Raw genomic sequence first — 12,582 nt, forward strand, 5'->3', positions numbered from 1 at the left:
CGGATATCGTGCGGCGCATTCGGCCGATCTGTGTCAAGTCGACATCACGGAGCGAGAACCTGCAGCCAGTCCTCTTTGTTCACATCGATTTTCGTCTTACCGTCGAATACGGCGGGGGTGGCCGCGGAGCCGTTCAGTGCCGCGCCGAGGGCATCGGTCGTTGCGGTCGCGCTGGCGCGCGCACCCTCGACTTTGGCTCCGGTGGAAATGCACTGCAACACCGATTCCGGGGCGCCCGCGACGCGGGCGACCGCGGCGAGTTCGTCGTTGTTCAGGTCCGCGCCGCCTTCGCTTGGGCGTTTGACGGTGAACAGTTCAGTGTGGAACTTCGAATACACCGGACCCGAACCACCTTCGGCCACACACTGATTCGCGGCGACCGCGCGCGTCGAATAGTCCTTGCTGCGCGAACGGGGATCGAGGAAATTGACCAGCCGGTAACGCACCGCGAGCTTGCCCTCGTCGATCTTCTGCGCGATCTCCTGACCGTAGATGCGCTCCATGTTCCCGCAACCGGGGCAGATCGGATCCTCGAAGATATCGATCGTCTTGGGGGCGGCGGGCCGGCCGAGCAGAATCGAACCGTCCGGTTCCAGCAGCACGCGCACGCCGGGATCATGCGCCGCTCCGTACCCGTCATTACGTACGCTCGCCTCGTCGTGCCCGCTGCGGATCGCCAAGATGACGATCACCACGATCAGCGCCAGGGCGACGGCGCCCAACGCGTAGGTGGTCTTGCTGGACATGGGCCGCGGGGTGTAGTTCGAACGCGATTCGCTCACCCCATCACTCTGCCGCAACCGGTGCGGAACCCTGCCGCCAACCCCCGCCAGCTGCGAAATTCCGCACAGTTGGCTGGTTCGATACGCGGTGGGGCCCACCGATCCGCTGCGCACATATTTGCTTCCCGCGCACGAACCCGTTCAGCGATTCGGCACGCGCCAGGCAAAGGTGGCCGCGCCGTGAACCGACGCAGCACACGGCCACGAACCGACGCAGTACACGGCCACGAACCGGCGCAGTACACGGCCACGAACTGACGCAGTACACGGCCACGAACCGGCGCAGTACACGGCCACGAACCGGCGCGGTTCACGGCGACGCGGTGACACCGACGTAGGAAGCTGCCGGTAGTCACGGCGTCCGAAATCGTGTCGCGCGGTTCCGCGAACAATGTGGTGCGACGCGTGCGCCGCTGTCCACCGAAGAAGACGGGGTCTGGCGCCGAAGTTACCGCGCGACCGAGTCGCGGGCCGTGGGTTCGGTGTCCACCTCGGCGGGGTCCCGGCCCGCCGCGCCCCCGTGCGCGACTGGCTTGCGCGCGATCGAATCGCGGGCAGGCGCCTCGGACCGCTCCGGACTCCCGACCTCGGGCACCGAGTGTTCACCGGTGACGGGCTCGGCGATCGGCGGCACCGGACTGTCCGCGGTGGGCGCACCGGCCGCGTCGTTCACCGCGTGCTCGACCTCAGCATCCTGCCCCGCCAGCTGATGATCGGCCCCGTCCGCCCCGCAGAGGTGGTCGCATTCGCCGTCGGCCTTCCGCACCGGCTCTGCTCGCTTACGCAACGGCTCGGGCACCAATGCCCACCCCACCGCCGCGACGGCGAGCAACGCGCCGGTCACCGCGAGCGCGAGACCATACGACGCCTGCTGCGCCAACGCGCCGACCGCGACCGGGCCGAGCACGGTCCCGAGGTCCGCCGCCATCTGGAAGCCGGCGAGCACCGGCCCACCGCGCGCGTTCGGCCCGATGATGTCGGCGACCGCGGCCTGCTGGGTGGGCGTGAACATGCCCGCCCCGAGACCGGCCACGAACGAGGTGGCGAGCAACCACGGCAGCGTGTCGGCGATGCCGAGACCGGCCGTGCCGAGCGCACAGACCAGCGATCCGACGATCAGGAAGGGCTTGCGCCCCCAGCGATCCGAGTATCGGCCGGCGGCGAAGAGCACCGCGATATTGCCCGCCGCGAATACGGTCAGCGCTACCCCGGCCATGCCCGGCGTCTGATGCAGCACCTCGACGACGAGCAGCGGCACCAACGCCATGCGCACTCCGAATATCGCGGCGCCGTTGGCGAAGTTGGACCACAGCACGGCCCGATACTCCGACCGGGCCCACGCCTCGCGGAACGACATCATGCGCAGGCCACCAACGGGTTCCGGCGCGGCCAGCTGCGAATTGCGCAGGGCCAGATACACCGCGACGGTCACCACGAGCAACGCGATCGCGTAGATCACGAACGGCATCCGCAGGCCGAGTCCGGACAGCGCCCCGCCGACCAGCGGCCCGCTGACCGACCCGATCAGGAAGCCGGTCGACCACAGCCCGGACACCCGCCCGCGCGCGGCGGGCGGCGACATGCGGATCACCAGCGCCAGCGAGGACACGGTGAACATGGTCGACCCGATGCCGCCGAGTGATCGCAAAACCATCAGCTGCCAGTAACTTTGGGCGAACGCGCTGGCACCGGTCGACACCGCGACGATCAGCAGGCCGCCGAGATACACCGACCGCTCCCCCAGCCGCTGCACCAACCGACCGCTGACCGGCGCGAACAGCAACCGCATCAGCGCGAACGCGCTCACGATCGCCGAGGCAGCCGCGACCCCGACGCCGAAGCTGCGGGCGAACTGCGGCAGCACCGGCGCGACCAGCCCGAACCCGATGGCGATGACGAACGCGCCGCCGACCAGCACCCAGATCTCGACGGGCAGTGGCTCCGCCCGATCGCTGGACCGGGGCGCCAGGGATCTACTCACCGCCTAGCGCCTGTCCCACCACTTCCTCCGCGGCCGCCTGCACCTGCGCGAGGTGCTCGGGTCCGTGGAACGACTCCGCGTAGATCTTGTATTTGTCCTCGGTGCCGGACGGCCGGGCGGCGAACCAGGCGTTCTCGGTGGTCACCTTGAGCCCGCCCAGCGGCGCGCCGTTGCCCTTCGCCCGGGTGAGCACGGATGTGATGGGCTCACCGGCGATCTCCTTGGTGGTGATCATGTCCGGAGTCAACTTCGCCAGGAGTGCTTTCTGTTCCGTCGTCGCGGCGGCGTCGATCCGCGCGTAGGCCGGACTGCCGTAGCGGCGTTCGAGTTCGACGTAGCGCGCGGACGGGCTCTGGCCGGTGACCGCGGCGATCTCGGCGGCCAGCAGTGCGAGCAGGATGCCGTCCTTGTCGGTGGTCCAGACGGTGCCGTCCATCCGCAGGAAGGACGCGCCCGCGCTCTCCTCACCACCGAAAGCGAGGCTGCCGCTGAACAATCCGGGCACGAAGAACTTGAAGCCGACCGGCACCTCGTGCACGTCGCGGCCGAGCACGCTGACCACCCGATCGATCATCGACGAGGTGACCACCGTCTTGCCGATCTTGGTGAGCGCGTCCCAGCCCATCCGGTTGGCGACCAGGTACTCGATCGCCACCGCGAGGAAGTGGTTCGGGTTCATCAGCCCGCCGTCGGGGGTGACGATGCCGTGCCGGTCCGCGTCGGCGTCGTTGCCGGTGGACAGGTCGTAGTCGTCCTTGATCGCGATCAGCGAGGCCATCGCGTAGCGGGAGGACGGATCCATCCGGATCTTGCCGTCGCTGTCCAGCGTCATGAACCGCCAGGTCGGGTCGACGAACGGGTTGACCACCTCCAGCTCCAGGTCGTAGCGCTGGCCGATCTCTTCCCAGTAGTCGACGCTCGCGCCGCCCATCGGGTCGGCGCCGAGCCGGATGCCCGCGCCGCGAATCGCGTCCAGGTTCAACACATTCGGCAGGTCGGCGATGTAGTGGTCGAGGTAGTCGTAGCGCTGGACGTTGGTTTCCAGCGCGTGTTGCAGCGTGGTCCGCTTGATCTCGGACATGCCGTTGCGCAGCAGCTCGTTGGCGCGCGCGGCGATGGCGTCGGTGGCGGTGTTGTCGGCCGGGCCGCCGTGCGGCGGATTGTATTTGAAGCCACCGTCGCGCGGCGGATTGTGCGACGGGGTGATCACGATGCCGTCGGCCTGGTTCCGGGTGCCGCCCCGATTGTGGCGCAGCACAGCATGACTCAGCGCCGGCGTCGGCGTGTACCGGTCCCGGGCGTCGATCATCGCGGTCACGTCGTTGGCGGCGAGCACCTCGAGCGCGGTGACCATGGCCGGCTCGGACAGCGCGTGCGTGTCCCTGGCCAGGTAGACCGGCCCGGTAATCCCGCGCGTGGCACGGTATTCCACGATCGACTGGGTGATCGCGAGGATGTGGGCCTCGTTGAACGCCGTGTCCAAGCTGGAGCCGCGATGTCCCGACGTGCCGAAAACCACCTGCTGCGCCGGAACCTCCGGATCCGGAATCCGGCTGTAGTACGCCGTGACCAGATGCGCGATGTCTTCCAGGTCGGTGGGACGCGCGAGTCGCCCTGCTCGATCATGGGCCATGCTCGGGTCTCCCTTCCGTATCGGCTGTGCCCTGCTCGTCATCAGGATCATGGGCACAACCACTGTGTCGTCGACGCGGCGACGAAGACCGCGATCAGGCCGGCCGCGACACTGGTTTCCAGCAGCCGGTTGCCCGCACCCGCGCCGATCAATCCACCGAGCAGCGCCGAACCGACAATGCTAACGGTCAGCGCGCCCAGTGGCAGCAGAGAAGCGAAACGTGCTGGTACGACATGGTCTACGCGGTGCGCGACCGCGCCGGACCCGGCGAGCGGCAAGGTCATCGGGCGGCTCCCTGCCACAGTTCCAGTGGCGAGAGCGCGACATTCAAGGTGGTGAACAGCTCCGCGTTCTGTTCGACGAACGCGCGCAGCCGGACCGGTTCGTCGACCAGCATCAGCACCAGCGGCAGATGGTCGGCCAGGTCCAGGACGCGCGTGGTGTGGATCCGGGAGGACGCGCCGTAGCCTTCGATGCCGCGCCACACGCTCGCGCCGGCCAGGCCGGTGTCGCGGGCGCGCTGGACGATCTCCGCGTACAGCGGTGTGTGCCGCCATTTGTCGTCCTCGTCGAGCAGCACCGTCAGTCGCGCCGCGGGTTGCCACTGTCCTGCTTCTCCCACTGCCTGGCCCCCTTCCGTCGTGCCGTTGCCTGCCGAGTGAATCCAGTTGTCCACCCCGACGACGCCACCACCGCTCCCCCGCGGGAGCCGGGCGCTTGGACCGCGGCGCCCGATTCGAGCAGTCTACGAAGCTCGAGCCGGTGTGTGGAAAGGTGGTGAAGCCGCCGAGCACTCCGATACCGAGAACGGGACGCAGCAGTCTGTGGGCTACCCACACCTCGGTGCTCGGAACCATCAGAATCCCGATAGCAAAGCATCCCATGACATTTACCGCGAGCGTCGACCAGGGGACCCTCCGCGCGCACGCCACCCCAGTCATGCTATCGGGTGTACCGGACGGTCCGTTCAGCCGGACCCTGCGGGTCACAGCACTACGAACAGTGTTGTTCATTGACATTGGGCCGAGTTCCGCGTACGAATGGCCTGAAGGTTTGGCCGAAGTTGCCTCCACCCCTCACTCACAAGGTCGGAGCAACGATGGTGGCACAGCGGGCACAACCGAATGCGCACCCGGACACGGCGCAATACTGCCGACCGGGTACCCAGCAAATATCAGGCAGACGGCAGCTAGCCGTCGGCCGTACTCTGCGTCGACTCTCGATCGTGGCCCTCGCGACGGCGGCCGCAGGACTCGGACACCTGGCTCCCGCGGTGGCCGCGCCTATCTATCCGGTGCCTGACGGCGACGGTTTCTATTCCGCGCCACCGGATGTCGCGAACTTCCAGCCGGGCGACGTGATGCGCAGCAGGCAGGTGCCCGCGGCCGGCTTCCCCGGCGCGACCGCCTGGCAGTTGCTCTACCGCTCGACCAATTCGGCCGACGCGCCGATCGCCGCGATGACCACGCTGCTGCTACCGCCGGGTGGCGGGATGAACCGGCCGGTGGTGTCGTATCAGCCGTTCGTCAACTCGCTCGGCATGCAGTGCGCGCCGTCGCACAGCATCTTCAACGGCACCATGCAGGAGGGGCCCGCGCTGAACATGCTGCTGGCCAGGGGCTGGGCGGTCGCGGTCCCCGATCATCTCGGACCGACCAGCGCCTACGGCGCCGCGAAGCTCGGCGGCCGGCTGACCCTGGACGGCATTCGCGCGGTAAAGCGTTTCGGCCCAGCCGATCTCGGTGGTAGCCCGGTCGGCATGGCGGGCTACTCCGGTGGCGGCATGGCGACCGGATTCGCCGCGGCGATGGCGCCCGAGTACGCGCCGGAACTGCCGATCGTCGGCGCGGCCCAGGGTGGCGTCCCGATGAACATCGGCAAACTGGCCCAGGATGTCGGGTTGCAGCGCAGCCCGCTGTTCGGTCTCGGCTTCGCCGCCGCCATCGGGCTCGAGCGGGAGTACCCGGCCGAGTTGCAGATGGACCGGATCCTGAACCCGGCCGGCTACGCCCTGCGCGACCAGATCGCCAACGCCTGCACCAGCCAGATCATCGACGCGGGCGCGAACAAGAGCTTCAGCGATGTGTTCTACGGGGCGATGGACGCCGACCCGACGGTGGTCCGGATCCTGCACGAGAACAGCATCGAGATCTACCCCGGCGTCCCGCGCACTCCGATCTACGAGTGGCACGGCGCCAACGACCAGGTGTCCCCGCAGCTGGTACGGGACGTCGTCGGCCGGTACTGCAGCCAGGGCGTGCGCGTCCAGCTCGACCTGATCCCCGGCGCCGACCACGGCACCGCGATCGCACCGGGCGCGATCAACGCGTTCAACTACCTCGGCGATCGCTTCGCCGGAGCGCCCGCGCCCAGCAACTGCTGAGTCCGAACACAACACAGCGCCCGCATTCGACCTCGAATGCGGGCGCTGTGTTGTTCGAGCGGAACGTCAGTGCGCGAGTACCGGTTCGCCTTCCGACGGCACCGGCACCGTGTTCGGCATGAGGATCGCGGTGATCAGCGCGCCGGCCACGAAGATCGCGGTCGCCCACCAGAAGCTGGTGGTGTAGCTCTCGACCGCGGACTGCGCGACGGTGAGCGGATCCGGCGTGCGGGTCGACAGGTAGTCGGTGGCGGCCGATGCGGCGATGGTGCTGAGCAATGCCGTGCCGATCGAGCCACCGACCTGCTGGCTGGTGTTGATCATCGCCGAGGCCACGCCGGCGTCCTCGTGGTGCACCCCGGAGGTCGCACCCTGGAACGCGGTCGACATCGCACCACCGAGGCCGAGGCCGAGCAGGATCAGCGCGGGCAGGATGTGCGAGGCGTACCCGGTCTCCAGGCCGATCTGGGTCAGCCAGGCCATACCGCCGGCGGCGATCAGGAAGCCGCCGGACATGACGACCTTCGGGCCGAGCTTCGGCAGCACGAACGAGGGCACCGTGGTGGACGAGACGACCATGGCCGCGACCATCGGCAGGAACGCCAGGCCGGTCTTGATCGGCGAGTAGCCCATGCTCAGCTGCATGTAGTAGGTGAGGAACAGGAAGATCGCGAACATCCCGATGCCCATGACGAACACGGTCAGGAACGAACCGCCGCGGGTCCGGTCCAGCACGATGCGCAGCGGCAGCAGCGGATTCTTGACCTTGGTCTCCAGGAAGGCGAACACCGCGATCAGCACCGCGCCGCCGATGAGGAAGCTCAGCGTGACCGGGTTGGTCCAGCTGGTCGACTCGGCGTGGGAGAAGCCGTACACGATGCCGAACAGCGCCGCGGTCACCACGACGGTGCCCGGGATGTCGAGCTTGGGCCGATTCTCGGTCACGTGCTTGGCCAGCAGCAGCACCGCACCCACCAGGGCGACGGCGGCGAAGGCCAGGTTGACGAACATCACCCAGCGCCAGTTGGCCCACTCGGTGAGCATGCCGCCGAGCAGCAGGCCGATCGCACCACCGGCACCGGCGACCGCACCGAAGATGCCGAACGCCTTGGCTCGCTCACCCGGTTCGGTGAACGTGACGGTAAGCAGCGACAGCGCGGCCGGAGCCAGCAGCGCGCCGAACACACCCTGGCCGACGCGGGCCGCGACCAGCATCTCGAAGCTGGTGGCTGCGCCGCCGACCGCGGAGGCGCCGGCAAAGCCGATCAGGCCGATGATGAAGGTATTGCGGCGACCGAAGAGGTCACTGAGCCGGCCGCCGAGCAGCAGCAGGCTGCCGAACGCGAGCGCGTAACCGGTGACCACCCACTGCCGGTCGCCGTCGCTGAAGCCGAGGTCGCGCTGCGCGGCGGGCAGGGCGATGTTCACGACGGTCGCGTCCAGCACGACCATGAGCTGCGCCACGCCGAGGACGGCGAGCACCCACCAGCGCAGAGCGTGCGAGCCGCGACGGCCCTGATCCGGTTTCGCGGGGGCGGGTGCCCCACGATCGAACGTGGTAGTCATATGTCCCCTTTGTCTCGAGTATTGATGCGGAGTTGACGCCTCCGGTTACCGTTAGAAGCTACCACCATAACGGAGAGAACGCCTCCGCTTAATCCCGATACTTGATAGGATGTGGGTGTGAATCACGCCACGGCCCTTTCTCCACCCCGGCGCCTGCGTGCCGATGCCGCCCGGAATCAACAGCGGATCATCGCCGCGGCGCGCGAACTCTTCGCCGACCACGGACTGGAGATCACCCTCGACGACGTCGCCGAACGCGCCGGCGTCGGTGTCGGCACCGTCTACCGGCGGTTTGCCAACAAAAAGGAACTGATCACCGAGGTCTTCGAACAGAGCATCACCGAGTTCGCCGAGGCGGCCGAGTCCGCCTACCGGCACGCCGATCCCTGGTTCGGACTCGTCGAGTTCTTCGAATACGCCTGCCGTCACATGGCGAAGAACCGTGGCTTCAGCGAGGTGATGCTCGAACTGGAGGACGACGTCGACCGGTTCGTCGTCGTGCGCGATCGGATCAAGCCGACCGTCACCGGCATCGTCGACCGGGCCCGCGAGGCCGGCGTGCTCGCGCCCGGCATCGAACCCTCCGACTTCTTCGCGCTGATCCACATGGTCGACGGCATCGCCGAGTTCGCCCGGCCGGTCAATCCGGACGTCTGGCAGCGTTATATGGCCATCGTGCTCAACGGCGTGCGCTCCGAGCGCACCCCGCCGCAGCAACTGCTGGTGCCGCCGCTGAACGACACCGAGGTGGAACAGGCGAAGGGCGCGTGCCAGGGACGCAAAAGGTAACAACTGCGTTATAGGTAGGCCAGATCACATAGTGATCCCCTACAGTTGGACACATGACCAACTCGTGGGTGAACTGGGCTGGCGATCAACAGTGCGCACCGGCGACCATCGCCGCCCCGCGCACTGCTGATGAGGTCGCCGAGATTCTCCGCCGGGCCGGCGACGCCGGCCAGATCGTGCGCGTCGCGGGCGCCGGACATTCGTTCACCGACACCGTCCTGACCGACGGCGTCCTGCTCGACCTGGCCGAGCTCAATCGCATCCTGGACGTGGACACCGCCACCGGACGCGTCCGGGTCGAAGCGGGCATCACGCTCAACGCCGCGAGCAATCAGCTGCACGAGCACGGCCTCGCCTTCCCCAATCTGGGCGACATCGACGTCCAGACCGTGGCCGGCGCCACCGCCACCGCCACCCACGGCACCGGGGCCACCCTGCAAAACCTTTCGGCCGCAATGCATTCCATCGAGCTGATGCTCGCCGACGGCAGCCGGGTCGAGCTGAACGCCGAGACCGATCCGGACGGCTGGCGCGCGGCCAGGGTCAGCGTCGGCGCACTCGGCGTGATCACCGCGGTGACGCTGCAACTGGTGCCGTCGTTCGTGCTCGAAGGCATCGAGCGGCCGGTCCCCGTGGCGGACCTGCTGGCCGACCTGGATGCCCACGTCGACAACAACGAGCACTTCGAGTTCTACATGTTCGGCCACAGCCCGCTGGCCATGACCAAGCGCAACAACCCGGTCGAGCTGGTCGAGCAGCCGCGCAGCAAGGCCGCGGACTGGTTCACCGACATCCTGGTCTCCAACTACACCTTCGACGCGCTGTGCAAACTCGCCCGCTGGCAGCCGCGGCTGGTGCCGATGATCCAGCGCGGCGCCGCCTACGCGGGCAGCTACCGCCGTCAGGTCGACCGTTCCTATCGGGTCTTCGCGTCCCCGCGCCTGCTGCGCTTCACCGAGATGGAGTACGCGATCCCGCGCGAGCACGCCGCCGCCGCGATCCGCGACATCAAGCAGGTCGCCACGAACTTCCATACGGCGATGCCGATCGAGGTCCGCTGGGTCGCACCGGACGACGCGTTCCTGTCCCCCGCCACCGGACGCGACACCTGCTATATCGCGGTGCACCAGTACCGCGGCATGGCCTACGAGCCGTACTTCCGCGCCTGCGAAGCGGTGTTCGACAACTACAACGGACGCCCGCACTGGGGCAAGCGGCACTTCCAGACCGCGGACACGTTGCGCGAGCGCTACCCCGACTGGGATCGCTTCGCCGAGGTGCGCCGCCGCTTCGACCCCAAAGGCCGCTTCAGCAACGCTTACCTGAACCGAGTCCTCGGCCCGATCGACTGACCACTCAGGCGAGGATTTCGGCGACCAGACGCGGGACGGCGGTGCCGATCGGTTCGCGGACCAGCTCGGTGGCCAGCGAATCGTACGGTGTCGCTTCGTTGTTGACGATGACTAGGTCCGCGCCGTTCTCCACGGCGACGGCGCACATCGAGGCGGCCGGCTCCACCTGCAGCGAGCTGCCGATCGCCAGGAAGATGGCGCTGGTCTGCGCGGCCAGTGCGGCCTTCAGCATGGTGCGCCGGTCCATCTGCTGACCGAACATGATGGTCGCCGATTTCAGCACGCCGCCACACTGCGGGCACGGCGGGTCCGCCTCGCCCGCCGCGACCCGGTCGAGGGTCGCGGCCATCGTTGTCCGGTAATCACATTCGACGCAGACCACCTCGAACATGTTGCCGTGGATTTCCACCACCCGATCCGGCGGCGAACCGGCCTGCTGATGCAGGCGGTCGATGTTCTGCGTGATGATCGTGACCGCGCGCCCGGCCTGCGACAGCTCGGCCAGCGCGATATGCGCGGCATTCGGCCGCGCCTGCCAGGCGGGGTTGTCCCTGCGGGCCAGCCACGCGCGTTGCCGCAGTTCCGGGTCGGCCAGGTAGTTGTCGTAGGTCGAAAGCAGCTCGGCGATCGGGTCTTTCGTCCACACACCGCGCGGCCCGCGAAAGTCGGGGATGCCGGAATCGGTGGAGATGCCCGCCCCGGTGAGCACTCCGATGCGGCCGTCGCGGCTGCGCCACTCGCTCGTCATGCCATCGAGCCTAGGGCGCGCGGCCGCGTCATCGGGGTTCGATTGACCCTGCGAAAGAGGATGAGAGAATGTTACGCTAATCCTCTCATCGCTTAGGTGTTGATCAAAGGAGATCACGATGACCGTGTCCGCCCTCGAATCCACCAGCGCGCCCACGGCGCGCCGCCCGTTCCAACCGGGCACCCGGCTCTGGGACGAAACCGGCCTGATCACCTTTTCGCTTACCGCCGGTTCCGCCTTCCTGTTACAGACCATGGAACCGAGCATCTCCGCGGTAGTCGACGAGCACTCCACCTTCCGCACCGACCCGATGGGTCGCGCAGTGCGCAGCATCGCGTCGGTGATGATGTGGATCTACGGCGGCGAGGAGGCGCTCGCCGAAGCCGATCGGCTGCGCACCATGCACGCCTCGCTCAACACCACCGACGCGCACGGCATCCGGCACAAGGCGCTCGCCTCCGGACCGTGGGCCTGGGTGCTGCACACCGGGACCTTCGCCTTCGCCGAGAACGCGAAGTACTTCGCCCGCAACCCGCTCTCGCCGGCCGAGAAGGAGGCGGTCTACCAGGAGATGGTGCAGCTGATGCGCAATTTCTCGGTGGCGCCCAAGGAGATTCCGGCCAGCTACCCCGAATTCGAGACCTTCTTCAACGACATGGTGGCGAATCAGCTGGAGGCCACCGGAACCGCGCGCGACTACCTGCGGGTGATCCGGTCGGTCGCGCCGCCGAAGCAACTGCCCCGCGTGTTCGCGCCGATCTGGCGTCGGGCGGTCGCGCCGGTCGGGCGGATGCAGTACTTCGTGACGGTCGGCACCACCCCCGAGGCCGCCAGGGCGAAGCTCGGACTGACCTGGAGCGAGTCCGATGAACGCAAGCTGCGGGCACTGGGCTGGGTGATCGCGCGGGCGGTTCCGCTGCTGCCGGAACGCGTGCGGTACTTCCCGATCGCGTACGAGGCCCGTCGCCTGGAGCGGGACCGCGCACGGTTGCGCAGGATGATCGACTTCCGTCCGATCTGAGCGGTTGCTTCGACGGCGCCGCGGCCCACCATCGGCCGCGGCGCCGTCTTTGTTTGTGTGGCAAGCGTTTTCGACCGTCACACAAACCGACCAGTTCGCAAACAGAATCCGATCGATTCCGCCGGACGCGACACCGGCGCCATCCGCGCCTATCCTATAAAAGGCTGCGTAACAACAACTTTCGAAGCAACCCAAGTGCGGCGAGCCAGCACGGCGAGCGGCGTCGAGGCGGACGAGGGCCTGTCCGCAGTAACGATCTTCGTCGCGCTGGTATACGTATCCCGTACGCTTCGACAGCGTTTCGGCCCCAACACGCCGGATAACCCT

General features: G+C 67.8%; 11 protein-coding genes and 1 pseudogene. 4 read left to right on the forward strand and 8 right to left on the reverse strand.

Annotation, left to right across the window (positions count from 1 at the left end):
* Window positions 1–44: 44 nt before the first annotated feature.
* The 6 genes and pseudogenes from ACFYO1_RS29635 to ACFYO1_RS29660 form a co-directional block, all read right to left on the reverse strand.
* Entirely contained in the window at window positions 45–782 is a 738-nt protein-coding gene (locus ACFYO1_RS29635; protein ID WP_387237690.1) for a DsbA family protein, read from the reverse strand.
* 448 nt (window positions 783–1,230) lie between these two features.
* Window positions 1,231–2,763 carry an MFS transporter gene (locus ACFYO1_RS29640; protein WP_387237693.1) on the reverse strand — a complete coding sequence of 511 codons (1,533 nt, stop codon included), beginning with the start codon at window positions 2,761–2,763 and terminating at the stop codon, window positions 1,231–1,233.
* Window positions 2,756–4,396 (reverse strand): phosphoglucomutase (alpha-D-glucose-1,6-bisphosphate-dependent), encoded by a 1,641-nt coding sequence (gene pgm / locus ACFYO1_RS29645; RefSeq protein ID WP_387237696.1) that lies wholly within the window; start codon window positions 4,394–4,396, stop codon window positions 2,756–2,758. The genes ACFYO1_RS29640 and pgm overlap by 8 nt, the downstream gene beginning before the upstream one ends.
* A gap of 47 nt (window positions 4,397–4,443) precedes the next feature.
* Window positions 4,444–4,680: a hypothetical protein gene (locus tag ACFYO1_RS29650; RefSeq protein ID WP_387238666.1), complete on the reverse strand. Its 237-nt coding sequence runs from the start codon at window positions 4,678–4,680 to the stop codon at window positions 4,444–4,446.
* Window positions 4,677–5,018, reverse strand: a complete 342-nt coding sequence (locus ACFYO1_RS29655) for a DUF190 domain-containing protein (protein WP_387237699.1) — start codon at window positions 5,016–5,018, stop codon at window positions 4,677–4,679. The genes ACFYO1_RS29650 and ACFYO1_RS29655 overlap by 4 nt, the downstream gene beginning before the upstream one ends.
* Window positions 5,019–5,223: 205 nt before the next feature.
* Window positions 5,224–5,415, reverse strand: a pseudogene (locus ACFYO1_RS29660) (hypothetical protein); the annotation flags it as partial.
* Window positions 5,416–5,603: 188 nt separating this feature from the next.
* Here ACFYO1_RS29660 and ACFYO1_RS29665 point away from each other — a divergent pair.
* On the forward strand, window positions 5,604–6,779 hold the full coding sequence (locus tag ACFYO1_RS29665) for a lipase family protein (RefSeq protein WP_387238669.1): 1,176 nt from the start codon (window positions 5,604–5,606) through the stop codon (window positions 6,777–6,779).
* 66 nt (window positions 6,780–6,845) lie between these two features.
* Here the strand turns inward: ACFYO1_RS29665 and ACFYO1_RS29670 are convergent, their stop codons facing one another.
* Complete coding sequence (locus ACFYO1_RS29670) at window positions 6,846–8,345, reverse strand: MFS transporter (RefSeq protein ID WP_387237702.1); 1,500 nt, start codon at window positions 8,343–8,345, stop codon at window positions 6,846–6,848.
* A 117-nt stretch (window positions 8,346–8,462) separates the two neighbouring features.
* On the opposite strand from ACFYO1_RS29670, the gene ACFYO1_RS29675 reads away from it, so the two are divergent.
* Window positions 8,463–9,134, forward strand: a complete 672-nt coding sequence (locus ACFYO1_RS29675; protein ID WP_387237705.1) for a TetR/AcrR family transcriptional regulator — start codon at window positions 8,463–8,465, stop codon at window positions 9,132–9,134.
* Window positions 9,135–9,187: 53 nt separating this feature from the next.
* Entirely contained in the window at window positions 9,188–10,486 is a 1,299-nt protein-coding gene (locus ACFYO1_RS29680) for a D-arabinono-1,4-lactone oxidase (RefSeq protein ID WP_387237708.1), read from the forward strand.
* A gap of 4 nt (window positions 10,487–10,490) precedes the next feature.
* Here ACFYO1_RS29680 and ACFYO1_RS29685 read toward each other — a convergent pair whose 3' ends face one another.
* Window positions 10,491–11,234 carry an NAD-dependent deacetylase gene (locus tag ACFYO1_RS29685; protein WP_387237711.1) on the reverse strand — a complete coding sequence of 248 codons (744 nt, stop codon included), beginning with the start codon at window positions 11,232–11,234 and terminating at the stop codon, window positions 10,491–10,493.
* Between the two features lie 118 nt (window positions 11,235–11,352).
* Between ACFYO1_RS29685 and ACFYO1_RS29690 the strand changes: the two genes are divergently transcribed.
* Window positions 11,353–12,255: an oxygenase MpaB family protein gene (locus ACFYO1_RS29690; RefSeq protein WP_387237714.1), complete on the forward strand. Its 903-nt coding sequence runs from the start codon at window positions 11,353–11,355 to the stop codon at window positions 12,253–12,255.
* Window positions 12,256–12,582: the final 327 nt, after the last annotated feature.

Source organism: Nocardia sp. NPDC006044 (assembly GCF_042871115.1).
Classification (GTDB): Bacteria; Actinomycetota; Actinomycetes; order Mycobacteriales; family Mycobacteriaceae; genus Nocardia.